Source organism: Dyella sp. OK584, assembly GCF_057787755.1.
In genome coordinates this window covers 1,139,871-1,162,845 of the sequence record NZ_CM173542.1, presented here as the reverse complement: position 1 = coordinate 1,162,845, position 22,975 = coordinate 1,139,871, and the positions used below count along the sequence as shown (strand labels likewise).

Here is a 22,975-nt window from a genome sequence, read left to right as displayed (position 1 = left end):
CGCGTTATGGGAAAGCTTCACCCGTTCCTGTAGCACGCCGATCGGCGTACCGTCTTTCACTATCCAGAACACCGGTTGCGTCGTCGGACATGTCTATGAAGGCTTTCCGTGGACTGCTGCTACCTGTCGCCGCCCTGCTCGCGGGTTGCCAATCCGTGCTCATGTCGCCGTCCGGCGACCTGGCGGTGCAACAGCGCAACCTGATCATCACGTCAACGCTGCTGATGCTGATCATCATCGTTCCGGTGATCGTGCTGACGTTGCTGTTCGCCTGGCATTTCCGCGCGTCCAACAAGAAGGCTACCTACGATCCGGAGTGGGATCACTCCACCATCCTCGAACTGCTGATCTGGTCCGCACCGCTGCTGATCATCATCGCACTTGGCGCGATCACCTGGGTCAGCGCGCACAAGCTCGATCCGTACCGTCCACTCGATCGCCTTGCCGCCGGTCGTCCGGTGCCTGCCGATGCACGGCCGCTCACCGTCAACGTGATCGCGCTCGACTGGAAGTGGCTGTTCATATACCCCGAGCAAGGCATTGCCACCGTGAATGAGCTGGCCGCGCCGGTGAATCGGCCGATCCGGTTCAAGATTACGGCTTCCACGGTGATGAACTCGTTCTTCATCCCCGCACTGGCCGGCCAGATCTATGCGATGCCCAACATGGAAACCACGCTGCAGGCGGTGATCAACCAGCCGGGCGAGTTCCAGGGCTTTTCGGCCAACTACAGCGGCATCGGCTTCTCGGGCATGCACTTCGTCTTCCATGGCATGAGCGAGGATGCGTTCACGCAGTGGATCCAGCGTGCCAAAGCTAACGGTGGAGACCTGAGCCGTGATGCCTATGTGAAGCTCGCCCAGCCCAGCGAGAACGAACCGGTGCGCACCTACGCCACGGTGGAGCCGGGCCTTTACCAAGCCATCCTCACCCATTGCGTGCAGCCCGACAGCAACTCGTGCATGACTCACATGAAAGCGCCCGGCACGGAGACTGGCGCCGTGCGCTCAGGTCGCGCGGCACAAGGCGTGGCCGACATGCCCATGAATCCCCCTCGTTCCGACTGATCTCCAGTGCCCAGCGGTGTCCACGATGCTTGCTCATCCTGACCTTACCAAGCTGATCTTCGGTCGCCTCACCCTGGAGGCGCTGCCGCTGCACAATCCGATCGTGCTCGGCACCTTCCTGGTCGTGATGATCGGTGCGCTCGTGCTGGTCGGCGCCATCACGTACTTCAAGTTGTGGGGCTACCTGTGGCACGAGTGGTTCACCAGCATCGATCACAAGAAGATCGGCATCATGTACATGATCCTGGGCTTCGTGATGCTGCTGCGCGGCTTTTCGGACGCGATCATGATGCGCGCTCAGCAAGCCATTTCATTCGGTGACCAGGTGGGTTACCTGCCGCCGGAACACTACGACCAGATCTTCACCGCGCACGGCGTGATCATGATCTTCTTCGTCGCCATGCCGATGGTGACGGGCTTGATGAACTTCGTGATGCCGCTGCAGATCGGCGCGCGCGACGTGGCATTTCCCTTCCTCAACAACTTCAGCTTCTGGATGACCATGGCAGGCGCCATGCTGGTGATGTCTTCGCTGTTCATCGGTGAATTCGCGCGCACTGGTTGGCTGGCATACCCACCGCTTTCGGATATTGCGTCGAGCCCCGATGCCGGCGTGGACTACTACATCTGGGCCTTGCAGATCGCGGGCGTGGGAACGTTGTTATCGGGCATCAACCTGCTGGTGACCATCGTGAAGATGCGCGCGCCCGGCATGACGCTGATGAAGATGCCGATATTCACCTGGACGGCGCTGTGCACCAACGTGCTGATCGTCGCGGCGTTCCCGGTGCTGACGGCCGTACTGGCGCTACTCGCGCTCGATCGCTATGCGGGCACCAACTTCTTCACGACCGAGCTTGGCGGCAACGCCATGATGTACGTAAACCTGATCTGGATCTGGGGCCACCCGGAGGTCTACATCCTGATCCTTCCGGCGTTCGGCATCTTCTCCGAAGTCACCGCCACCTTCAGCCGCAAGCCGCTATTCGGCTATGCCTCGATGGTGTACGCCACCGTGGTGATCACGGTGCTGTCGTACCTGGTGTGGCTGCACCACTTCTTCACCATGGGCTCGGGCGCCAGCGTCAATTCGTTCTTCGGCATCACCACCATGATCATCTCGATCCCCACGGGCGCGAAGATCTTCAACTGGCTGTTCACCATGTATCGCGGGCGCGTGGTGTTCGAACTGCCGATGATGTGGACGGTGGCCTTCATGATCACCTTTGTCATCGGCGGCATGACGGGCGTGCTGTTGGCAGTGCCGCCGGCGGACTTCTCGCTGCACAACAGCCTGTTCCTGGTGGCGCACTTCCACAACGTGATCATCGGCGGCGTGCTGTTTGGCCTGTTCGCCGGCATCACTTACTGGTTCCCCAAGGCGTTCGGCTTCAAGCTCGATCCGTTCTGGGGCAAGTGCGCGTTCTGGTTCTGGGTGGTGGGTTTCTATTTTGCCTTCATGCCGCTGTACTTGCTGGGCCTGATGGGCGTGACGCGTCGCCTGAGCCACTTCGAAGACTCGTCGTTGCAGATCTGGTTCCAGCTGGCAGCGGTGGGTGCGCTCCTGATTCTTCTGGGCATCGGCTGCATGATCATCCAGTTCGTGGTGAGCTTCCGCCGCCGCGAGGCACTGCGCGATGTCACCGGCGATCCGTGGGACGGACGCACGCTGGAATGGTCCACCTCGTCGCCACCACCTCAATACAACTTCGCTTTCACTCCGCGCATCCATGACCACGATGCGTGGTGGATGATGAAGAAGTACCGCTATCAGCGCCCGCTCGGCGGCTTCGTGCCCATCCACATGCCGCTCAACACCGGCGCCGGCATCATCCTTGGCGGCCTCAGCTTAGTCTTCGGCTTCGCCATGATCTGGTACATGTGGCTACTTGCGGCGGTGTCCTTCTTCGCGCTGCTGGCCGTAGCGATTGGCCACACCTTCAACTATCACCGCGAGTATTACCTGCCGGCCGAAGAAGTGAGCCGCGTCGAGGCATCCCGTACGGAGCTGCTGGCCCATCATGTCTGACATCTCATCCACTTTGCCTGCCGGCCGCGGACCGGCGCAGCCACTGGTTTTCCACGAGGCTGCGGATCATCACCCGGAGAACGGCACCTTGCTGGGCTTCTGGGTGTACCTGATGAGCGATTGCCTCGTCTTCGCCTGCCTGTTCGCCGCGTATGGCGTACTCGGTCGGGAATACGCCGGCGGCCCCACCGGTGCAGAAGTGCTTGAACTGCCCACGGTGGCGCTCAACACCACGATGCTGCTGCTTTCATCGATCACCTACGGCTTCGCGGTGCTGGAGATGCAGCGCGACCGGCAGAACCCGATGCTGGTATGGCTGGTTATCACCGGGCTGCTGGGTGCCGGCTTTCTCACCATCGAACTGCGCGAGTTTGCGCACCTGATCTCGATCGGTGCCGGCCCGCAGCGCAGTGCCTTCCTGTCTTCGTTCTTCACCCTGGTGGGCACGCACGGCTTGCACGTCACCTGCGGCATCCTGTGGATGATCGTGCTCATCACGCAAGTGGTGAAGAAGGGACTGATACCGGCCAACAAACGGCGCCTGATGTGCCTGTCGATGTTCTGGCACTTTCTGGACGTGGTGTGGGTGGGTGTCTTCAGCTTCGTCTACCTGATGGGAGTGCTGCCATGAGCGCGCATGACGAAACGCAACATGGCCACGACCACGACGACCTGGGCATCCACGCCACTTTCCGGGGCTACATGACCGGCTTCGTGTTGGCGGTGATCCTTACCGTCATTCCGTTCTGGGCGGTGATGGGGCACGCCTTCGATAAGTCCAGCACGGCGGCCGTGGTGATACTCGGTCTGGCGGCGGTGCAGATCGTGGTGCACATGATCTACTTCCTGCACATGAACACGAAGTCCGAGGGCGGCTGGAACATGCTCGCGCTGGTGTTTACCATCGTGCTGGTTGTCATCACGCTGAGCGGATCGATCTGGATCATGTACCACCTCAACAACAACATGATGCCGTCGATGATGGATCCGGCGAACCTGCCGTGACGCTTCGCAACAGCCGCGTCGCACACCATTGATGACTGCCGTCGACGACTCGAGCCGCCAGCCGCGCGGCCCCCTGGCGCTGAGCCTGCTTGCCTTGCTTGGGCTGGTGTTGTTTGCCGGCTTCATCGCGCTGGGCACCTGGCAGGTGAAGCGACTGGCGTGGAAGCGCGATCTCATCGCCCGCGTTGACGAGCGCGTGCATGCCGCGCCCGTCGCTGCGCCGGGTCCCGATCAATGGAACCAGATCACCGCACCATCGGCCGAGTACCGGCATGTAACGCTGCAGGGTCGATTTCTGCACGACCGGCAGACGCTGGTGTGGGCGGCAACCGATCTGGGCAGCGGCTATTGGCTGGTGACACCGCTGCAGCAAGCGGACGGCTCGATCGTGCTGGTCAACCGCGGCTTTGTGCCCTTGGATTGGTGCGGCGTCAAACGGCAGTGCGCGCCCGGCTCGGACAGCGAGACATCGATGACCGGCTTGCTGCGCATGAGCGAGCCGCCCGGCTTGTTTCGCCAAAACGATGTGGCGCGCAACAGCTGGTACACGCGCGATGTAGCGGCCATGGCCAGCGCGCGCGGGCTCAGCCACGTCGCGCCCTATTTTGTCGATGAAGATGCCGCCCCCGGCACACTCGACAGCGGCAAACCCGCCTGGCCGCAGGGCGGCCTGACGGTGATCGCCTTTCCCAACAATCACCTGAGCTACCTGATCACCTGGTATGTGCTGGCGTTGATGGTGCTGGCTGCAGGGATCTATGTGGCGCGGGATGAATATCGCCTGCGCCATCCGCGATAGCGCCTTTCGGTAGGAGCGCACCCAGTGCGCGACCGCAGAGATACGTCGTCATCGCTCCGCTGGTTTGCCGCGCACTGGGTGCGCTCCTACAAAAGCGTTCCCTACATCGACAGGAACGACTTGCCCTGCTTCAGCACGGTGTCGCATACCTTCTTGGTAATTTGCGATTTCATGTCGCTGGAGCCGCCACCGAAGCTCGCAAGATCCGTCTTCTCGCCATTGCTGCCCTGCAGGATGCCCTGTGCACCGCTGAGGTAACCGGCGTCGCTGGTGGGCGCGCCGCTTGCCGTACTGGCAGCGGTGCTGGATGCGGATTTCTTCTGGCCCGTCAACTGGCCCAGCATGTCGGTCGCGCTCGAACTGTGGTCCTGCTTGCTGGCCGTTGAAGTGGATCCACTGCCGCCCATCTTGCCCAGCAGCTGGTCCTTGATGCCTGACGCGCCCGAGCTGCCGCCGAGGTAATTGTTCTTTACGCAATACTCCAGCAGGCCGGCCACGTTGCCCATGCTGCCGGATGTCATGGAGCTGCCCGGAATCATGCTGCCCAGCTTGCCAAGATCCTGCGCGCCGCCTGTGCCGCTAGCGAGGCTGAGTGCGATGGCCGCGCAGGCCGTACCGATGCTGCCAATGCGCTTGTTCATGTGCGTCCCTCCGTCAGATCCACACATTCAACACCGAGCTTTGTTAGGGCTGCGTCAGCGTGAAGCGGACCACGCACGTTTTCCCGGTTTGGCGGTCCATACCGGTGCAACGCCGGTACCATGGCGAGCCGCCCCCTTACCCTGACCACACGGAAGCCGTTCGATGAAACGATATGTCGCCTTTGCAATGCTGGTAACACTACTGGCCGGCTGTTCCAGTACGGGAAGCTTGCGCAACTCCAAGCCAACGGCCGCCTACGAGGGCAGGGGTGCGGTCGGGGATGTGGCCTCGTGTATTTCCGGCGCGTGGGCGACCAAGCCCGTCCATCTTTCGTCTTATGCGCTGTACACCGGCACCACTATCGAAATTCGCCAGACCGAGAAGGGTCCGACGGTGGCCCTGGTCGATATCAAGCCGGTCAGTGACCGTACCGTGGCCACCTACTATTCGGCGTTCAACGAGGACGACTCCTGGTATTTCCAGCAGGTCGAGCGCTGCATCGATACGACGCTTCCCACGGGCTGAACGGTCCTCGGCCTGACGCTTTTCGCACGACATCCATCGAGGAAGCGGGCGCCCGGCATACCGTTGGCGCCCTTTTTCTGCTCTGCGGCCGACCCTGACGCCCGACTCCACGGCGGCTTCACGACTCCACCGCAATAGTGGGTCGACATCGGCTGCGCCGCAGCCCCCACGGATGACCGCCTTCCAGACAGCAGAACGCCTTGCGCGTCGAGACACCGCACCCACCGAAATCGCCACCGCTACTTACCGGAGTCGCGCCGATGGTATCGATGAAGAGACGTGAGCACTTCTGGACTGCCGTCTTGCTGTTTGCCGTCATCGCCTTGACCGGCTTCAGCAGTGCCGCTTCCGAACGCATCAACTTCCATCATGGCAGCGACTCGGCCAGGTTCACGGCCGCCATCGGCGATGGCCATGACTATCTGATTGGCGCCAAGGCAGGACAGACGGTGACGGTGACGCTCGAAAGTCCGGCAGGCGTCTATTTCAATGTGCTGCCACCGGGTAGCCAGGAAGCGTTGGTGAATTCCTCGACCACTGGCGACGCCACCTGGTCGGGCACCATCAAGCAGGATGGCGACTACACCGTGCAGGTCTACCAGATGCGCGCCGCCGCACGACAGGGCAAGCAACCCACGTTCACGATCACACTCGCGGTGAAGTAGCGCTCTCCTTCGAAGAGCGCGCCACGGGATCCACCTTCCGGGACTTGAGTCGTATCAGGACGCCGCGCGTTGCGGCGGCTGTTCCACGTTATTCACAGTGATTTTGATCATCGAGCGCCGATGGTTCAACGCAGCGCGGCAGCCTCGCGTGCGAGCTGTTCGATACCTGCCCAGTCACCACTACGCAACTTGTCGGACGGCGTAAGCCACGAACCGCCAACGCACAACACGTTCGGCAACGAGAGGAAATCCGGTGCGCTGGCGAGGCTGATGCCGCCTGTCGGACAGAAGCGGATCTGCGGCAACGGACTGGCCCACGCGCCCAGCAGCTTGTGTCCACCGGCAGGCACGGCCGGAAAGAATTTGAGGTGGTAGTAGCCGCGTTCCAGCAGGGTCATTGCCTCGCCGGCCGTGGCCACGCCGGGCAGCAGCGGCAGCTCGCTGTCGTCCGCTGCATCGAGCAGGCCGGGTGATACACCCGGCGATACCGCGAATCGTGCGCCGGCCTTGTACGCGGCACGCAGATCCTTGGCGCTGAGCACGGTGCCCACGCCCACCACGGCACCCTCCACTTCCTCGGCAATGGCCTTGATCGCATCGAGCGCCGCGGGCGTGCGCAACGTGACCTCGATGGCGGGAATGCCGCCGGCCACCAGCGCGCGTGCCATCGGCACCGCGGCGCGTACGTCTTCGATGATCACCACCGGCACCACGGGCGCCAGTCGCAGGGTGGATTCGATCTGCTTCTGCTTTTGTTCGATGCTCATGGCGTTCCGTGGAATGAAGAAAGGGAAGCGTTCGCTTCCATGGTCGTCATCCCAGCGCAAGCTGGGATCCAGCGACTTGATGCCCAGGGCCCGAAAGCCGCCGGGTGACCAGCCCTTCGGCTGTTGAAAAGCGCCTCCTGCATCGGCGGGAATGACGAGCAATGGATGGGGCCTCGTGGGACGAGCTGAACATGCGTCAGAACACCCCGGCACCGAGGTCGGCCGTGGTGGCGTTCTGGCGGAAGAGCCCGAACAGTTCGCGGCCAAGACCAAACTGATGCGATGAAAGATCGGCGGTAGCCGGCACGCGCGCAGCGAACTCACCCGCTTCCACCAGCACTTCCAGACGGCCATGCACGGCGTCGACCCGAATGATGTCGCCGTCACGGATGCGCGCAATGGCGCCGTTGTCCTTCGCCTCCGGCGTCACGTGGATGGCGGCCGGCACACGGCCCGAAGCACCGGACATGCGGCCATCGGTGAGCAGTGCGATGCGATGGCCGCGGTCCTGCAGCACCGAAAGCGTTGGCGTGAGTTTGTGCAGCTCCGGCATACCGATCGCCTGCGGGCCTTGGAAGCGCACCACGGCGACGAAGTCACGGTTGAGTTCGCCGCGCTCGAAGGCCTTGCGCACATCGTCCTGGTCGTGGAACACGATGGCCGGCGCCTCGATCACCATGCGATCTTCCGGCACCGACGACACCTTGATCACCGCACGCCCGAGGTTGCCGGTGAGCATGCGCAAACCGCCGTCGGCGCGGAACGGCTCGTCCGCGCTGCGCAGCACGCCGCGATTACCGCTCTCCTTCGACACCGGCTTCCAGATCAGCCTGCCGCCGTCGTCGAGCTGCGGCACCTGCGTATAGCCGTCCATACCGGTACCGAACACCGTTCGCACGTCGCCGTGCAGCAGACCATGGCTCAGCAACTGGTCGATCAGAAAACCCATACCGCCCGCTTCGTGGAACTGGTTCACGTCGGCATAGCCGTTGGGATACACACGAGCCAGCAGCGGTATGACCGAAGACAGCGCATCGAAATCGTCCCAGCGCAGCTCGATACCAGCGGCGCGCGCGATGGCGACCAGATGCAGCAGGTGGTTGGTGGATCCGCCCGTGGCATGCAGGCCGATCACGCCGTTGACGATGGCGCGCTCGTCGATGATATGGCCCAGCGCCAGGTGCGAACTGCCCGGCGCACTCAACTCGGCGACGCGATGCACGGCCTCACGCGTGAGTGCATCGCGCAGTGGCGTATCCGGCGCGACGAAACTGGCGCCCGGCAAATGCAGACCCATGATCTCCATCAACATCTGATTGGAGTTGGCGGTGCCGTAGAACGTGCAGGTGCCCGAGGTGTGATACGACGCAGCCTCCGCTTCCAGCAGCTCGGCCTTGGTGGCCTTGCCCTCGGCATAAGACTGGCGCACCTTCGATTTCTGTTCGTTGCTGATGCCGCTGGGCATCGGGCCGCTGGGGATGAAGATGCCGGGCAGGTGGCCGAAGCTCAGCGCACCAATCAACAGGCCAGGCACGATCTTGTCGCAGATGCCGAGGTACAGCGCGCCATCGAACATGTCGTGCGAAAGCGAAATGGCGGTGGCCATCGCGATCAGGTCGCGCGAAAACAGCGACAGCTCCATGCCGGCACGGCCTTGCGTAATGCCATCGCACATCGCCGGCACGCCGCCGGCCATCTGCGCCGTGATGCCCGCTTCGCGTGCCACCTCACGGATCAGCTCCGGATAGCGCTCGTACGGCTGGTGCGCCGAAAGCATGTCGTTATACGCATTGATGATGCCGAGGTTTGGCGTGTGGCCTTCGCGCAGGCGCACCTTGTCCGTCGTGCCACATGCCGCGAAGCCGTGAGCGAGGTTGCCGCAGGAAAGACGCTCGCGATGTACACCGGTGCCCTGCGCGGCGTCGATACGGCGCAGGTAGGCATCGCGCGAATCGCGACTGCGCTCGCGCAGGCGTTCGGTAACTTCGGCGACGACGGGGTGAAGCACGCTCATGATCAAACTCCGGGAAAGTCAGGCGGCGCGCATCGGTGTGCGCCACTCATTCATAGTTAGCTAGCGCCTCACGGGCACCAGTAGACGGCTACCGGCACACGTTGCTGGGTCAGCACGGCGCGTACCGGGAAATCGGCGGCCTCGCCCAGGCCAAGCCGCGCATCGGCCAGCAGCTGACGCTTGGTTTCACCTTCGATATGCAGGTAAAGCGCGCGTGTATCGAGCAAGGCGGGCAGCGTGAAGGTGATGCGCGGCTCACCGGCGCCAGCGGCGCGCATAGGCAGTACGCGCACGCTGCCGTTGGCATCCAGCGCCTCCGGCAGGCGATCACCACCGGGAAAGAACGAAGCTGTATGGCCATCGTTGCCCATGCCGAGCACGACGGCGTCAAACGGTAACTCAAGGGCAGCCATGCGCACGCGCACCGAGGCCAGGCCGGCTTCTGGTGTCGGTGCATCGGTGTACAGCGGCACGAACTGCGCGGCCGATGCCGCATGCTGCAACAGCAAGGTCTTCACCATGCCCGCGTTGGATCGCTCATGGCTCTCTGGCACCCAGCGTTCATCGACCAGGGTGACCTGCGCCTTCGACCAGTCCAGCACTTCGCGCGAGAGGCGTTCAAAGAAATGACGCGGCGTGCTTCCGCCTGAAACCGCGAGCAGTGCATGGCCACGCTCGGCAATGCCTTCGCGCAGTCGCTCGGCAACGCGCTCGGCCAGTGCCACGGCCAGCGCATGGCAATCGGTAAAGCTGTGGGTTGTCACGTTCAGGATTGGCGGCATGGTGTGAATGAAGCCAGGTGCGGATGACACACGCGTGGCGATGAAAGCGGGGACATCGCGCAGTCTAGACATCCAATCGCAATGCACAGGTGAAGCACCTGTGCATCGCCATCGACAGTGCTAAACCGCAGCTTATTCACTGTCCTCGTTCCAGGTGCGGCCGTCTCGCTCGATAAGTGCCACCGCTGCGCTCGGCCCCCAGGTGCCTGCCGTGTACGGACGCGGCGCCTCGCCGCTGTCCGCCCATGCGGCGAGGATGGGATCGGCCCAGCGCCATGCGGCTTCCACTTCATCGCGACGCATGAACAGCGTGGGGTTGCCGCGCACCACGTCGAGCAGCAGTCGCTCGTACGCATCGGGCTGCTGCACGCCGAAGGCTTCGGCAAAACTCATGTCCAGTGGCACGTGTCGCAGGCGAAGGCCACCCGGCCCCGGATGCTTGATGGTGAGCCACAACTTGATCTCCTCGTCCGGCTGCAGGCGCAACACCAGACGATTCTGCGCAAGCACGCCAGCCGACGCATCGAAAATGGAATGCGGTACCGCCTTGAACACCACCACGATCTCGGACACACGCTCAGGCAGGCGCTTGCCGGTGCGCAGGTAAAACGGCACGCCGGCCCAGCGCCAGTTGGCGATCTCGGCCTTCACCGCCACGAAGGTCTCGGTGTGCGACTTGTGGTCGGCCAGTTCTTCGAGATAACCCGGCACGCTCTGCTTCTCGGCAGCGCCAGCACGATATTGCCCGCGCACGGTGAGTTGCGCCGCGTTGCTCTCATCGATGTGCTTGAGCGAGCGCAGCACCTTGAGCTTCTCGTCGCGTACCGCATCCGGCTGCAGCGAGGAGGGCGGCTCCATCGCCACCATGCACAGCAGCTGCAGGATGTGGTTCTGCACCATGTCGCGCAGTGCTCCCGCGCGGTCGTAGTACGCGCTGCGCTGACCCACGCCCAGGGTTTCCGCCACGGTGATCTGCACGTGGTCGATGTGCTCGGCGTTCCACAGCGGCTCGAACAGCGCGTTGCCGAAGCGCAACGCCAGCAGGTTCTGCACCGTTTCCTTGCCGAGGTAATGGTCGATGCGGAAGGTCTGCGATTCGTCGAACACGCGACCGACCGCGTCGTTGATCTGGTTGGCGCTGGCCAGGTCGCGGCCGAGGGGCTTTTCCAGCACCACGCGCGCCTTGCCCTTGTTGAGGCCGTATGAGCCGAGGCGGTTGCAGATGTCGACGAACAGTTCCGGCGAGGTGGAGAGATAGAACACGCGCACGTGATCGGGCTGTTCGCCAATCAGCGTGGAGAACGCATCCCAACCTTCATCTTTGCGTGCGTCCAGCGAACGGTAGCCCACCAGGCGCAGGAAGGCTTCGAGCTTGCCGGCGTCCGCGCGGCTTTCAAGCAAGGCCTTGCGCAGGATGGCGCGGTAGCCATCGTCGTCCAGGCCTTCGCGGGCGATGCCGATGATGCGACTGGTCTCGGGAATCTGGCCGTCCACGAAACGGTGGTACAGCGCGGGCAGCAGCTTGCGTACGGCGAGGTCGCCGGTTCCGCCGAAAATCACCAGGTCGAAAGGGTCAACCGGCAGGGGAGAAGCAGTCACTTCAGTCACCTCGAGGCAATGCGGGGAGCGACACGTGGCATGCATACCACGCGCAATGCCTGTGGATCGTACCAGTGACATACCAGACAAAACCAGTTCCCCAGGACGCGCCCGGCAACCCGCCGTGGGCATGGATTGGTGACGGAAATTGGTACCACCGAAAACCCGCGTCACAGCGTCTGATTGCCAGATTGGTATGGTCATTGGTATCGTGGCGGTATGGAAACCGCCCTCGTCAACGAATACCGCCGCCTCAGCCGCGACCCGGCGACCAGCCAGCCGCTGGCCTACCTGCGCCTGCGCCGGGCGATCCGCAACGTGGTCGAGCACCGCGACATCGAGCCGGGGCAGGCACTGCCCAGCGAACGCGATCTGTCACGCCTGTTGCAGCTTTCGCGGGTCACGGTACGCAAGGCCATCGCCGGCCTGGTCGAAGAGGGTTTGCTTAATCAGCGCCACGGCGCCGGTACCTTCGTGGCCGAGCGCATCATCAAACCGATGTCGCGTCTCACCAGCTTTACCGAAGATCTGCGCGCCCGCGGCCTCAATCCACGCTCCGAATTCTTCGAACGCGGCGTGGGCGAAGTGACGCCGGAAGAATCGATGGCGCTGAATCTTTCTCCCGGTGTGCTCGTGGCGCGCCTGCATCGCGTGCGCTATGCGAAGGAAGAACCGTTGGCGATCGAACGCAGCGTGGTGCCCGCCAGCATCCTGCCCGACCCCAGCGTCGTGCACGATTCGCTCTATCAGGTGCTTGAGACCCTGGGTGCCCGACCGCGTCGCGCATTGCAGCGCCTGCGCGCCGTATCGCTGGGCGCGCAGCAAGCACGCCTGCTGCACGTACCAGCCGGCAGCGCCGGCCTCAACATCGAGCGCCGCAGCTTTCTCGACGATGGCCGCGTGGTGGAGTTCACCACGTCGTGGTACCGCGGTGATATCTACGACTTCGTGGCTGAGTTGCAGACGGACTGAGGGCGGTTAGTGCCAGCGTGACCGGCGCTGTGCGTATCCGCATGGCAGCGCCGTGGCGCGATCTGCCGGAGAAGCTGGCAACGATCAGTTCGCCAGCGGCTCGGCCGACGTAGGTCGACGCACGCTCAACGCGGTGCCGGCCGCCGCCACAATGATGGCCACGATGGCCGCCCACTGCAGCAGGCTGAGCCGTTCGTCCAGCAACACCACGCCGGCCAACGCTGCGATGGCAGGCTCCAGGCTCAACAAAGTACTGAACGTGCGCGCTGGCAGCCGGGTCAGCGCGGCCATCTCCAGCGAATACGGCAGGGCCGAGCTGAGCACGGCCACGCCGAACGCGTACGGCAACAGCGTCGGTGACAGCAGTGCACTGCCTGCATGCGCGACACCGAACGGGATCGCCACCAAGGCACCGATGGCAGTGCCGAGCGTCACCGCGTCCGCGCCGTAGCTCGCCCCCGCCTTCTTCCCCAGCACGATGTACAGCGCCCAGCCCACGCCGGCCGCCAACGCGTACATCACGCCAACGGGGTCAAGTGCATGCATCGACCCACGCAACGGCAGCAACAGGATCAGCCCGGCCACCACCAGCCCGATCCAGACGAAGTCGATCAGCCGACGCGAGCCGGACAGCGCCAGCACCAGCGGCCCGGTGAATTCCAACGCTACGGCGATGCCCAGCGGGATCGTGCGCAGCGACATATAGAACACCAGGTTCATCGCACCCATCGAGAGGCCATAGCCCCATAACGAGCGCCAGTCGCGCTGACTGCCCAATCGGCGCCACGGCCGCCGCCATAACAGCAGGATCAATACGCTTAGCCCCAGTCGATAGGCAGTAGCGCCCTGCGCACCAACCTGCGGAAACAGGTGCTTGGCCAAAGAGGCACCACACTGGTACGAAACCATGCTGATCAGCAGCACGCCGACCGCAAGCGCGACTGGAGCAATGGTGGAACGTGAAGTCATGAGCGCAGCCGCAGGTGATCAACCGTCCGCTAATGATGCCTGCAGCCTCAGATGAAACCCACCCATGCGGGCCGTCTCGCCGTCGTCATTGCTGACAGTACGTGGCAGTAGTGGACGACTCGAAGCACGAGATGACGCATGAATGTCCATTCCCACGTCTCAGCTCGTTGTCATTCGCCTAAATCAGTCCGATTTGGGTCGGAAGCGGACCTTCCAACAGCACCGATTCTTCCTTGCTCGTTCAGTCGCTGGCAGAGGGGAGGAATCCGTTGAACACCCATCGCAAGGCAAGAAAAAGAAGCGCTGGTAGCACGACACCTGGCAGAGATAGCGCGACCAACTCGGCGACCACCTGGCTAGAGTGAAAAATAAGGAAGGCCCTCACGATGAGGTACGCAAGCCAAGCGGCCCAGACAACAACATAAGAGCGGGTCAGCCCCCGCTTCCAATTCAGACTCAACATTTCCCCCCTGTCACGCTTCCATCGCTTCCCGCGGGGAGCCGGCAAGGGGTCCTCGTATCGGTTGCGAAAGTATCCGGGGTGAGGCGCTCAAGCAACGGTGCTTCGCCATGCCTGCTCAGGATCAAAGGTCGACGTTTGACCGCCCCGTTCCTGGACGACCCTTCTTCAAGCGGCCATCGCGCCGCGTCGGATTAGCACGCTGACCCGAGCCACACACCGTCGTGCACCAACATGTTCGACCACGTCGAACATATCCATCGCGACCATGGCACGTCATCTCGCTGGTTCCAGCGCAAGCTTTCCTCTAACGGCGCCACGGGCGTCAATCGTCAACAGATGGGAGAAACTACGATGTCACGTCTCAACGGAAAGGTTGCTCTGATTGTTGGCGCCAGCTCCGGCATTGGCCGGGCTACCGCCAAGCTGTTTGCCGCCGAGGGCGCAATGGTCGTCCTCGGCGCGCGACGCGATGTGGAGCTGCAATCGCTGGTGAAGGAGGTCGAATCGGCAGGTGGCATCGCCGTGTCGCTGGCGGGCGACGTTCGCTCGGAGGCCTATGCTCAGGCGCTGGTCGATCTGGCGGTGACCCGCTTTGGACGGCTGGATATAGCGTTCAACAATGCCGGCACGCTGGGCGAGGCCGGTGCAAGCACCAACGTAAGCGAGTCCGGCTGGAGCGATACGCTGGCTGTCAACCTCACAGGATCTTTCCTCGGGGCAAAGCACCAGATCGCGCAGATGCTCAAGAACGGCGGGGGCTCGGTAATCTTTACGTCAACGTTCGTGGGCCACTCGTTTGCGTTCCCCGGCGTCGCCGCCTATGCAGCCAGCAAGTCCGGCCTCATTGGCTTGACGCAGGCACTGGCTGCGGAGTTTGGGCCGCAAAATATCCGGGTGAATGCGGTGTTGCCGGGTGCCGTCGATACGGACATGTACCGCGATATGAACAACACCGCGGAATCCCAGGCGTTTGTAACCAATCTGCATGCACTCAAGCGGGTCGCCACACCAGAGGAGCTCGCCCGTTCGGTTCTTTACTTCGCGTCTGACGACTCCGCCTTCGTCACTGGGACGGCCTCTCTCGTGGATGGCGGCGCGTCAATCACGCGCACATAACAGGCCATGACCTGAACTAGACATTGGACGAGGAGGCCCGCCCGCCTCGTCCACCGCAGGGGAACCCCAAGTATTCATCGCCTCCACTGGGAGTCATTTCCATGATTCGCCTTTTCTTGATCGCGTGCCTGCTCACATCACTAAGCATGTCAGCCTTCGCAGACGTTGAATCTTTTCCGCCGTCGTTCCAGCTTCAGGACATCCAGTCGAATGGCGCCACGATTCACGTTCGCGTCGGCGGCAAAGGTCCCGCGGTCGTGCTTCTGCACGGTTTTGGAGACACCGGCGACATGTGGGCACCACTGGCTGCGGATCTGGCGCATAACCACACCGTTGTGGTGCCCGACCTGCGCGGCATGGGATTGTCGTCTCATCCCGAAGGCGGTTACGACAAAAGATCACAAGCGGCGGACATCCGCGGCGTGCTGACGAAGCTCGGCATCGATCACGCCGTGGTCGTGGGGCACGACATCGGCACCATGGTTGCGTATGCCTACGCCTCGCGCTATCCCGACAAGACGGACCGCCTGATCGTGATGGATGCACCGGTTCCCGGCATCCCTCCGTGGGACCAGATAGTCCGCTGGCCCGCACTCTGGCATTTCGACTTCGGCGGTCCGGACATGGAGCGCCTGGTCGCTGGCCGCGAGCGCATTTACCTGGACCGTTTCTGGAACGAATTCGCTGGCGATCCAACGAAGATCGACGAAGCCAAGCGGCAACACTATGCGGAGCTCTACGCCAGGCCGGGCGTCATGCATGACGCATTTGCGCAGTTCCGCGCCATTCGGAAAGACGCCGAAGACAATAAGGCGGCGATGGCGACCAAGCTCACCATGCCCGTCCTCGCAATCGGCGGCGAAAAATCCTTTGGTGCCAATGAGGCGATCGTGATGCGCAACGCCGCGAACGACGTCACCGAACTCGTCATTCCCAACGCGGGACATTGGCTTATGGAGGAAGCACCGGATACCACCATCCCAGCCATCCACCGCTTCGTTGACGGCCAGCTCCCGGCGATTCCACAGGCTAAGCAATAAACTTCGCAGGTGTCCGCTTTGCGTCGGTAGCGACCATTCCCAGCTGGCCGACTACGAACCTTGCCGCAAGTTCCGTGGTCGGCTAGAGGCGGACACTCGCCAACGTTGCGGTAACTGGCCTGCGCCGAAGGCACGTCCGGGTTGACCCGCACGCTAAAAGGTTACCGACGGAAATTGCTGCGACGCGCCGGCAGTCCCGACTCATCCGAAAGCTTGCCTGATGAGTTTGTGAATCCGCAAACTCATTGTGTCGCCCTTGCCTCTCAGGGTGATCCCGTCGATGGCACTGCCCCGGCCAATGATCTTGCGAGCAATAGCGGGCTAGGTGTCTGCACCTTTAGCATCTCGACAAAGTTCCAGGTGTCCTGGCCATAGTCCGCACGGGGCTTGGGGCACCGGGTTCAAAAATACTCAGACCACGAGATCAAATCGCTTATGCATTTCGCGCTGCCCGATCTTGGTCACTGACAGGACGCGGCTTTCGAAGTCCTTGACCACCCATTTACGTTGCAAGGCAATGCTCAATAGACCGGCGCCGACCGCTCCGGCAAGATGCGGCCTCCGTTCGCTCCAGTCCAAACAGTCGCAGGCGAAACGGCGCCGCTGTGCGCGCGCCGCGGAGACATCCATCCCCAACTCTGCCAATTCGTCCGTTCCTTCATTAGTAAGGTCGTAGAGACCTTGACTGCCAGGCACGTCTGACAGCCAACCCATGTCCCGCAAACGATCACGTAGCGCCACGCCCAAAGCGCCAGCCATGTGGTCGTAGCATGTGCGCGCAGCGCGCATGCGCTCCGGTGTATTGGGCTCAAACGGCACCATCAGTCCACCCGCGATCACTGTCAGGGCCTCAATGGCGGCGGCAACCTGGTGATCGTGCAGACTGTAGTAGCGGTGCCTGCCTTGCGCATGCATCAACACCAGACGGCGCTCCCGCAATTTGGCCAAATGGACGCTGGCGGTGGATGGGCTGACCTCCGCAACCAGCGCGAGCTCGGTGCTGGTGCGCGCGCGGCCATCCAGCAGCGCGCACAGCATGCGCGTACGCGCGGGTTCCGCAATCGCTGCGGCCACTTCGGAAACTGCTGACTCGGTGTGCTCTACATCCATAGTTTGATCGTCGGCGAAGTGTAGGGTTTGAAGAAGCGAGAACATCTTCGGCATGGAAACTGAAGACCGGATCGGCACAGACCAACAAGCCCCTCAGTCGCCGCATTCAACTGCGCACGACATGACGCGTCGCAAATTCCTTTCAGGAAGTGTCGCGCTGGCCGCCTTCTGCGCCGCGGCGTCGTCCGGCTTCGACGCGCTTGCCGGACCAACCCAAGCACTGGACAGATCTCCATCACCGCGCTTATCCGGACGCCTCCCCATGACTATAGTTTGCATCATCCGCTACGAGATCGACCCCTTTCAACGCGACGCTTTCAAGCAATACGCTGAACAATGGGGCCGCATCATTCCCCGCTGCGGTGGCCATCTGGTCGGCTATTTCCTGCCGTGGCAAGGCACCAATTATGTCGGTTGGGGGCTAATCGCACTCGACAGCCTGAGCGCATACGAAACTTACCAGGCACGATTGCACGAGGACCCTGATGCGCAGAGAAACCTCGCGTTCGCACACGAAAAGCACTTCATCTATAAGGAAGAAAGAAACTTCGTCGAGGTCGTAGACGGGACATTTGAAATTCCAGCCATCAAACCGTGAAGAAAATCGGCATCGTCGGTAGCGTCTCATGGCCTTCGACTGCCGCCTACCACACTAGTCTGCGCCCCCTCGGCGAAGTGCGGTATTTATCTACGCATTCGATGGATTTTGCTTCAATGCCTGAAATTGTGACTTTGTCGCTCGCTCTCGATAAGGCAAGTGCGGTGGTCGGCCATGATGCGGACGATTCACCTCGCGTGGGCGGTTCGGCATGCAATCGCGGACTGCCCCAAGCCTCCCGGCTCGAACGATGTACTTGCCTGACACAGTCGATGACCGTGCATCTTCCAACGCGCGTTCGCTGATCGGACGATCTCGCCATGGCACATCGACCGGCACGGCGGCGTACTCGGTTGACTTGTAGCGGATGTCCACGTGAGAGAGGAAATGCCAAGCGATCTCAGGCATGTCGATTCCTACTCGGGAACGCTGAATGTGCAATGCGAGCAGCAAAGATGCTCGCTGCAAGTGCGCGAGCTTGGCTCGTTCGGCAGGCCGCCGCTGAGCTAACTCTCGCAATGTGTCCCTAACCTGATCTGTGGATTGGGACTTCACGTTCACGACTGCCTCTCAAATACCGAATGTTCACTCCGGGTCGATAGCGGACGGTTCGTCGCATGGCCACCATTTCACACCCGGTGGCCGTGCCGTATCACCTCAATGTGATGAAACGAAATCCGACGCCGCTTGCGCGGGAGGTACCGCAAAGTCGTTCCTCATGCGCTTCACTTCCGCCACAGGCGGCAGCCCGAAGAGGCGCTTGAACTCTCGATTGAACTGCGACGCGCTTGCATACCCTACGGCGTAGCCGGCTGCCTCCGCAGTCATCCCCTGACGAACCATCAATAGGCGGGCCTGATGTAGTCGCGTCGACTTCAAGTACTGCATCGGCGATGTCCGGGTTACCGACCTGAAATGGCTGTGGAACGTGGGCACACTCATGTCAGCCTCTCTGGCCAATTGCGCCAGATTGATCGGCTGAGCATAAGCAACATGGATGTGGCGAAGTGCCTTTCCTATCTTGCCGAACTGCCCCTGCATCCCCAAGGCGGAGCGCAGCGCCGCTCCCTGTGCTCCGGTGAGCACGCGGAAATAAAGTTCGCGCAAGAGACCTGGCCCAAGAACCACCGAATCCAATGGGCGACTCATTGCCTCCAAAAGGCGCAGAACAGACGTCCGCAGCGCGGTGTCCATAGGGCTGGACATCATGCTGAGCGGTGCATCCTCAGCAACAGACGACTGATGATGGGCGATCTGCAGCATCAGATCGGCGGCCATCTGAAAGTCGAGATGCATATAGATGGCTAACAGCGGGTGCTCCGGAGTGCCATCGGACTCCATGGTAAACGGGACTGGCACGGCGACGGCCAAGTAATGCTGCTCATCGTAAACATAAATCTGGTCGCCAAAATGGCCGCGCTTGCATCCTTGGCACACGATGACGATGCCGGGGTCGTACAAGACCGGCGTCTGGGACAGGGCGCGATCCGAGCGCAGGATGCGCACACCAGGCAAAGCCGTGAGGTTGTATCCCTCCTGCGGCGCCAACTGTCGGGCAAGGGCCGCTATGCGCTGGCTTTCATCTACCAGCTTGAGCTCGTTTGCGGGGGCACGGAGACTCATAGAAATGGGCAAGAAATCCAGAACATCAGGCGTAAACGATGATCCTTCTTGAGCCTATTGTGCAAGTCATGTTCGTGAGCCAAAAGGAGCAATCACCATGACCACAGTCAAAACCTTGCTAATTACCGGGGTCAGTAGTGGGTTCGGCAGAGCCCTGGCTCAGGAGGCTCTGGCTATGGGTCATCGCGTGATTGGAACCGTGCGCAGTGAGCAGGCGCGTCTTGAATTCGAAGCACTTGCCACCGGAGATGCCGTAGGCCGCATTCTCGATGTCACCGACTTCGATGCGATCGATGGCGTCGTTGCCGACATCGAGGAAACCGTTGGCCCTGTGGACGTTCTAGTCAACAACGCCGGATATGGCCACGAAGGCATTCTGGAGGAGTCGCCATTGACGGATATGCGGCGACAGTTCGATGTGAATGTCTTTGGCGCCGTGGCCATGATGAAGGCTGTGTTGCCCTACATGCGAGGTCGACGCAAGGGTCATGTCCTCAACATCACCTCGATGGGTGGCCACATCACGCTGCCTGGCATTTCCTACTACTGCGGCAGCAAGTTCGCACTGGAAGGCATTTCCGAAGCGGTCGGCAAGGAAGTGAAGCCGCTCGGCATTGCCGTCACAGCGGTAGCCCCTGGCTCGTTTCGCACGGACTGGGCAGGACGCTCGATGGTCAGGACACCCCGTTTCATTCCCGATTACGACAGCCTGTTCGATCCGATCCGGGACGCCCGTCAGCAAAAGAGTGGAAAACAGCTTGGCGATCCCGCAAAAGCAGCGCGGGCAATGCTCGATGTCATCGCCAGTGACTCGCCACCAACACATCTATTGCTGGGAAGCGATGCTATCGACTTGGTGCGACAGAAGTTGTCTTTGCTGGCCGAGGAGATTGATCGGTGGGAGGCCATCACGCGCTCGACCGATGGTTGATGAGGCAGGCCGACCCGCCATGGTCTGCATCCCTTGTCCAACAGTGAACCCGCTTTCAATCTTGTCTATCTGCAATGTCGGCTTCGGGTCGGAAGCGGACATTGCGACTGATGTCTAAAGCGATTCTTGCACTTTCCTTAGATCGTAAAGGACTGCTGCTTGGTCTCGCGCATGCATCGTCGGAAATGCCGATTTGGCACGCGCGGGTTGAGCGCCCAAGTGCCGGCAGCGCTTGCCGGCAATGCTGGCGGTGATCAGACGGTCAGCGGCGGAAGCGGACGTAGGCCCGCTTGGCCAGGTAGAGCAGATGGCCCGTCAGGCCTCCATCCTGTGCTTTGCGCAGCGAGGTGTTTTCTGCGTAGAGCATGCGGATGTGGCTGTCACGCTGCTCAAGCAGGCTTTTGAGTTCAGCGACATCGGCACGCGATAGCGTGTGCCCTTCGGCGAAGTGGTCGGGCAGCTGCCGGTTGACGTAGTACGTCGTGTGCCGATCGGTGATTTCGTCGGCGGGGCGATCCTTCGTGTAGAAGTACAGCGCGATTGACCGACGGGTGAGATCTGCGTGCTCGGCCGGCAGCTGGATCTGATTGAAGGCGTGCCAGGACCGCTCGGAGGTCTCGAAGATCACGCAGCGATTGAACGCCGGAGCGATTGACTGCGTCGGGCGGGCATCGGCATGGGGATCCTGGAACAGCTCAAGCCGGCCGCCCCAGTCGTCTTCCCACGTCGAGTTGAGGTAGATGATTAGATTGAGGCGACGATGCCATCGTTCGCTAGGATGAAAATTGAAGTCAACATGGGGATCGAGGCTCATGCCGTTGCGATTCTCGTGCGTGCCGCCGCCGAGATACCACGGGTCATACAGCAGGCCGTCGACACCCGTTAGACGTCCGACGGCCTGCAAGAATTCGGGACTCTTGATCGCGTCATCGAGACGCTGGTACGCGGGACCGACCGCACGGATCTTGTCGAGCGTTGACTTACCGCCCGGCTGTCCGTTGTCGCCGATGTAATTCCCGCGATCGAAGGCGGGAAAGCTGGCAAGCAGTTCGGCGGCAAAGGCGGGATCGAGGAAGTTCTCGATGACGACATGGGGGAAGGGCACGCCGGATTGGAATTGCTCCTGCCATTCGCCGGCGGATGCGAGCACGATGGGGTTGAGAATCGTCAGACCGGGCTTTCCGTCCATGCTGTCCGTAACTGGGTGGGGAAGAATGTCCATTGTAGCGGAGGGCCCGCCATTCAGGCCGGCGAGGCCATGGCTCGCTGTCATTGGCCGTTTGCATACCCACTGCGGTTTTCCCCGTGATCTACACGCTGCCGTAGCTCCGTGCCGTGGCGGCGACAATGGTGGACCCTGACGGCTATCGAAAGTGGGCTACCGCGTAACGCGGAAAATTCGATGCGCAATTGATGCGGAGGAAGGGGCTTCAACAGTGGCCAAGTAGGTTTCTCGGCAAGCTCCATTGGTATGCGAGGGAAGCACCAGCTGGCGCTTTCCTCGGATTTCTGATCGAAGCCTTGCCCTTTCTGCGTACGTCGGAAAGGGCTTCTCTGCAGCTAGACCGCGAGCTGCCGTGCGTCGTCGCGCTGATGTGCCGCGGATGCTTTGATCGGCCAGGGGTCAGCCCACGCGGGAATGCGCATCAGATCATCGAGCCAGCGGACGATGTTGGGAAACTCTTCCAATGGCATGTCCGACTGGCGCCAGTAACAGGCCATCGAAGCGAGCTGGAAGTCGGCGATGGTGAGCCGGTCGCAGGCCACGAAAGGGTGATGTTTCAGATGGCCGTCCAAAACCGCGGCCAATGTCTGCAACTCCGGGATCATCGGCGTTAGCGCGGCGCTGTCGGGGCTGCCCAGGCCAAAAGTGGCCTTGACGATGTGTTCGAAGTAGAACGGCCCCACCGCACGTATCCAGTGGCAATCGTTCCAGGACAACCAACGCAACACCTCGACCTGCTCGGCCGGGTTGCTGGCTGGCCACATGTCCGATCCGGACTTGATGCACAGATACATCATGATCGCCGAGGACTCCCACAGCGTGAAATCGCCGTCCACCAGTGTCGGAGCCTTGCAGTTGGGATTGAGCACGGCGTATGCGGGGCTCTTCAGGCCGCCTGTCGACGCATTGACCTCGATGCATTCGGCGTCGATGCCCAGGTGCTTGACCAGCGCCAGCACCCGGCGCGGGGCCTGGGCCTTGATCCAGTAGATCTTCATGTCATGTCTCCATTGGCGAGTTTGTCACTCTCGGGC

22 protein-coding genes are annotated in these 22,975 nt (G+C 61.8%); 12 read left to right on the top strand and 10 right to left on the bottom strand.

Annotated elements, in window-relative coordinates:
• Nucleotides 1-95 precede the first annotated feature (95 nt).
• The 5 genes from cyoA to AC3CBN_RS05105 are packed head-to-tail and all read left to right on the top strand — an operon-like array spanning nucleotide 96 to nucleotide 4,900.
• Nucleotides 96-1,067 carry a ubiquinol oxidase subunit II gene (cyoA, locus tag AC3CBN_RS05125; RefSeq protein WP_488635743.1) on the top strand — a complete coding sequence of 324 codons (972 nt, stop codon included), beginning with the start codon at nucleotides 96-98 and terminating at the stop codon, nucleotides 1,065-1,067.
• Between the two features lie 55 nt (nucleotides 1,068-1,122).
• On the top strand, nucleotides 1,123-3,096 hold the full coding sequence (cyoB, locus tag AC3CBN_RS05120) for a cytochrome o ubiquinol oxidase subunit I (RefSeq protein ID WP_488636669.1): 1,974 nt from the start codon (nucleotides 1,123-1,125) through the stop codon (nucleotides 3,094-3,096).
• Nucleotides 3,089-3,727 carry a cytochrome o ubiquinol oxidase subunit III gene (cyoC, locus tag AC3CBN_RS05115; protein ID WP_488635742.1) on the top strand — a complete coding sequence of 213 codons (639 nt, stop codon included), beginning with the start codon at nucleotides 3,089-3,091 and terminating at the stop codon, nucleotides 3,725-3,727. The genes cyoB and cyoC overlap by 8 nt, the downstream gene beginning before the upstream one ends.
• Entirely contained in the window at nucleotides 3,724-4,101 is a 378-nt protein-coding gene (gene cyoD, locus AC3CBN_RS05110) for a cytochrome o ubiquinol oxidase subunit IV (protein ID WP_488635741.1), read from the top strand. The genes cyoC and cyoD overlap by 4 nt, the downstream gene beginning before the upstream one ends.
• Nucleotides 4,102-4,132: 31 nt before the next feature.
• A complete protein-coding gene (locus tag AC3CBN_RS05105) occupies nucleotides 4,133-4,900 on the top strand; it encodes an SURF1 family protein (RefSeq protein ID WP_488635740.1) in 768 nt (255 codons plus the stop codon).
• Nucleotides 4,901-5,001: 101 nt separating this feature from the next.
• Here the strand turns inward: AC3CBN_RS05105 and AC3CBN_RS05100 are convergent, their stop codons facing one another.
• Nucleotides 5,002-5,541 carry a DUF2501 domain-containing protein gene (locus AC3CBN_RS05100; RefSeq protein WP_488635739.1) on the bottom strand — a complete coding sequence of 180 codons (540 nt, stop codon included), beginning with the start codon at nucleotides 5,539-5,541 and terminating at the stop codon, nucleotides 5,002-5,004.
• A 163-nt stretch (nucleotides 5,542-5,704) separates the two neighbouring features.
• On the opposite strand from AC3CBN_RS05100, the gene AC3CBN_RS05095 reads away from it, so the two are divergent.
• Nucleotides 5,705-6,067, top strand: a complete 363-nt coding sequence (locus tag AC3CBN_RS05095) for a hypothetical protein (protein WP_488635738.1) — start codon at nucleotides 5,705-5,707, stop codon at nucleotides 6,065-6,067.
• 269 nt (nucleotides 6,068-6,336) lie between these two features.
• A complete protein-coding gene (locus tag AC3CBN_RS05090) occupies nucleotides 6,337-6,732 on the top strand; it encodes a hypothetical protein (protein WP_488635737.1) in 396 nt (131 codons plus the stop codon).
• Nucleotides 6,733-6,857: 125 nt separating this feature from the next.
• Here the strand turns inward: AC3CBN_RS05090 and AC3CBN_RS05085 are convergent, their stop codons facing one another.
• The 4 genes from AC3CBN_RS05085 to zwf form a co-directional block, all read right to left on the bottom strand.
• Nucleotides 6,858-7,499 carry a bifunctional 4-hydroxy-2-oxoglutarate aldolase/2-dehydro-3-deoxy-phosphogluconate aldolase gene (locus AC3CBN_RS05085; RefSeq protein ID WP_488635736.1) on the bottom strand — a complete coding sequence of 214 codons (642 nt, stop codon included), beginning with the start codon at nucleotides 7,497-7,499 and terminating at the stop codon, nucleotides 6,858-6,860.
• A gap of 196 nt (nucleotides 7,500-7,695) precedes the next feature.
• Nucleotides 7,696-9,513, bottom strand: coding sequence for a phosphogluconate dehydratase (gene edd / locus AC3CBN_RS05080; RefSeq protein WP_488635735.1), 1,818 nt, complete (start codon nucleotides 9,511-9,513; stop codon nucleotides 7,696-7,698).
• A gap of 68 nt (nucleotides 9,514-9,581) precedes the next feature.
• The gene (gene pgl, locus AC3CBN_RS05075; RefSeq protein ID WP_488636668.1) at nucleotides 9,582-10,295 is read right to left on the bottom strand and encodes a 6-phosphogluconolactonase; all 714 of its coding nucleotides are present in this window, start codon (nucleotides 10,293-10,295) and stop codon (nucleotides 9,582-9,584) included.
• Nucleotides 10,296-10,427: 132 nt separating this feature from the next.
• Complete coding sequence (zwf, locus tag AC3CBN_RS05070; RefSeq protein WP_488635734.1) at nucleotides 10,428-11,894, bottom strand: glucose-6-phosphate dehydrogenase; 1,467 nt, start codon at nucleotides 11,892-11,894, stop codon at nucleotides 10,428-10,430.
• Between the two features lie 219 nt (nucleotides 11,895-12,113).
• Here zwf and AC3CBN_RS05065 point away from each other — a divergent pair, with 219 nt between their 5' ends.
• A complete protein-coding gene (locus AC3CBN_RS05065) occupies nucleotides 12,114-12,866 on the top strand; it encodes a GntR family transcriptional regulator (RefSeq protein ID WP_488635733.1) in 753 nt (250 codons plus the stop codon).
• Between the two features lie 84 nt (nucleotides 12,867-12,950).
• On the opposite strand, the gene AC3CBN_RS05060 is transcribed toward AC3CBN_RS05065, so the two are convergent.
• Complete coding sequence (locus tag AC3CBN_RS05060) at nucleotides 12,951-13,835, bottom strand: EamA family transporter (RefSeq protein WP_488635732.1); 885 nt, start codon at nucleotides 13,833-13,835, stop codon at nucleotides 12,951-12,953.
• Nucleotides 13,836-14,649: 814 nt separating this feature from the next.
• Here AC3CBN_RS05060 and AC3CBN_RS05055 point away from each other — a divergent pair.
• Nucleotides 14,650-15,414: an SDR family oxidoreductase gene (locus AC3CBN_RS05055; RefSeq protein ID WP_488636667.1), complete on the top strand. Its 765-nt coding sequence runs from the start codon at nucleotides 14,650-14,652 to the stop codon at nucleotides 15,412-15,414.
• 101 nt (nucleotides 15,415-15,515) lie between these two features.
• Nucleotides 15,516-16,454, top strand: coding sequence for an alpha/beta fold hydrolase (locus AC3CBN_RS05050; RefSeq protein WP_488635731.1), 939 nt, complete (start codon nucleotides 15,516-15,518; stop codon nucleotides 16,452-16,454).
• 411 nt (nucleotides 16,455-16,865) lie between these two features.
• Here AC3CBN_RS05050 and AC3CBN_RS05045 read toward each other — a convergent pair whose 3' ends face one another.
• The gene (locus AC3CBN_RS05045) at nucleotides 16,866-17,618 is read right to left on the bottom strand and encodes an ArsR/SmtB family transcription factor (protein ID WP_488635730.1); all 753 of its coding nucleotides are present in this window, start codon (nucleotides 17,616-17,618) and stop codon (nucleotides 16,866-16,868) included.
• Between AC3CBN_RS05045 and AC3CBN_RS05040 the strand changes: the two genes are divergently transcribed.
• Nucleotides 17,617-18,162, top strand: a complete 546-nt coding sequence (locus AC3CBN_RS05040) for an NIPSNAP family protein (RefSeq protein WP_488635729.1) — start codon at nucleotides 17,617-17,619, stop codon at nucleotides 18,160-18,162. The genes AC3CBN_RS05045 and AC3CBN_RS05040 overlap by 2 nt on opposite strands.
• A gap of 657 nt (nucleotides 18,163-18,819) precedes the next feature.
• Here the strand turns inward: AC3CBN_RS05040 and AC3CBN_RS05035 are convergent.
• Nucleotides 18,820-19,785 carry an AraC family transcriptional regulator gene (locus AC3CBN_RS05035; RefSeq protein WP_488635728.1) on the bottom strand — a complete coding sequence of 322 codons (966 nt, stop codon included), beginning with the start codon at nucleotides 19,783-19,785 and terminating at the stop codon, nucleotides 18,820-18,822.
• Between the two features lie 97 nt (nucleotides 19,786-19,882).
• Here AC3CBN_RS05035 and AC3CBN_RS05030 point away from each other — a divergent pair, with 97 nt between their 5' ends.
• Nucleotides 19,883-20,716 (top strand): oxidoreductase, encoded by an 834-nt coding sequence (locus tag AC3CBN_RS05030; protein WP_488635727.1) that lies wholly within the window; start codon nucleotides 19,883-19,885, stop codon nucleotides 20,714-20,716.
• Nucleotides 20,717-20,978: 262 nt separating this feature from the next.
• Here AC3CBN_RS05030 and AC3CBN_RS05025 read toward each other — a convergent pair whose 3' ends face one another.
• On the bottom strand, nucleotides 20,979-21,905 hold the full coding sequence (locus AC3CBN_RS05025) for a 2OG-Fe(II) oxygenase (protein ID WP_488635726.1): 927 nt from the start codon (nucleotides 21,903-21,905) through the stop codon (nucleotides 20,979-20,981).
• 371 nt (nucleotides 21,906-22,276) lie between these two features.
• A complete protein-coding gene (locus AC3CBN_RS05020) occupies nucleotides 22,277-22,939 on the bottom strand; it encodes a glutathione S-transferase family protein (RefSeq protein ID WP_488635725.1) in 663 nt (220 codons plus the stop codon).
• Nucleotides 22,940-22,975 lie beyond the last annotated feature (36 nt).

What these genes read in the sequence shown, in the direction of transcription:
- AC3CBN_RS05105 (WP_488635740.1), top strand. Translation starts at nt 4,133, where the DNA reads ATGACTGCCGTCGACGACTCGAGCCGCCAGCCGCGCGGCCCCCTGGCG.
- cyoD (WP_488635741.1), top strand. Translation starts at nt 3,724, where the DNA reads ATGAGCGCGCATGACGAAACGCAACATGGCCACGACCACGACGACCTG.
- AC3CBN_RS05065 (WP_488635733.1), top strand. Translation starts at nt 12,114, where the DNA reads ATGGAAACCGCCCTCGTCAACGAATACCGCCGCCTCAGCCGCGACCCG.
- AC3CBN_RS05095 (WP_488635738.1), top strand. Translation starts at nt 5,705, where the DNA reads ATGAAACGATATGTCGCCTTTGCAATGCTGGTAACACTACTGGCCGGC.
- AC3CBN_RS05060 (WP_488635732.1), bottom strand. Translation starts at nt 13,835, where the DNA reads ATGACTTCACGTTCCACCATTGCTCCAGTCGCGCTTGCGGTCGGCGTG.
- AC3CBN_RS05045 (WP_488635730.1), bottom strand. Translation starts at nt 17,618, where the DNA reads ATGCCGAAGATGTTCTCGCTTCTTCAAACCCTACACTTCGCCGACGAT.
- AC3CBN_RS05050 (WP_488635731.1), top strand. Translation starts at nt 15,516, where the DNA reads ATGATTCGCCTTTTCTTGATCGCGTGCCTGCTCACATCACTAAGCATG.
- cyoA (WP_488635743.1), top strand. Translation starts at nt 96, where the DNA reads ATGAAGGCTTTCCGTGGACTGCTGCTACCTGTCGCCGCCCTGCTCGCG.
- AC3CBN_RS05090 (WP_488635737.1), top strand. Translation starts at nt 6,337, where the DNA reads ATGAAGAGACGTGAGCACTTCTGGACTGCCGTCTTGCTGTTTGCCGTC.
- AC3CBN_RS05040 (WP_488635729.1), top strand. Translation starts at nt 17,617, where the DNA reads ATGGAAACTGAAGACCGGATCGGCACAGACCAACAAGCCCCTCAGTCG.
- AC3CBN_RS05020 (WP_488635725.1), bottom strand. Translation starts at nt 22,939, where the DNA reads ATGAAGATCTACTGGATCAAGGCCCAGGCCCCGCGCCGGGTGCTGGCG.
- AC3CBN_RS05055 (WP_488636667.1), top strand. Translation starts at nt 14,650, where the DNA reads ATGTCACGTCTCAACGGAAAGGTTGCTCTGATTGTTGGCGCCAGCTCC.
- pgl (WP_488636668.1), bottom strand. Translation starts at nt 10,295, where the DNA reads ATGCCGCCAATCCTGAACGTGACAACCCACAGCTTTACCGATTGCCAT.
- AC3CBN_RS05085 (WP_488635736.1), bottom strand. Translation starts at nt 7,499, where the DNA reads ATGAGCATCGAACAAAAGCAGAAGCAGATCGAATCCACCCTGCGACTG.
- AC3CBN_RS05100 (WP_488635739.1), bottom strand. Translation starts at nt 5,541, where the DNA reads ATGAACAAGCGCATTGGCAGCATCGGTACGGCCTGCGCGGCCATCGCA.
- AC3CBN_RS05035 (WP_488635728.1), bottom strand. Translation starts at nt 19,785, where the DNA reads ATGAGTCTCCGTGCCCCCGCAAACGAGCTCAAGCTGGTAGATGAAAGC.
- edd (WP_488635735.1), bottom strand. Translation starts at nt 9,513, where the DNA reads ATGAGCGTGCTTCACCCCGTCGTCGCCGAAGTTACCGAACGCCTGCGC.
- AC3CBN_RS05030 (WP_488635727.1), top strand. Translation starts at nt 19,883, where the DNA reads ATGACCACAGTCAAAACCTTGCTAATTACCGGGGTCAGTAGTGGGTTC.
- cyoC (WP_488635742.1), top strand. Translation starts at nt 3,089, where the DNA reads ATGTCTGACATCTCATCCACTTTGCCTGCCGGCCGCGGACCGGCGCAG.
- AC3CBN_RS05025 (WP_488635726.1), bottom strand. Translation starts at nt 21,905, where the DNA reads ATGGACGGAAAGCCCGGTCTGACGATTCTCAACCCCATCGTGCTCGCA.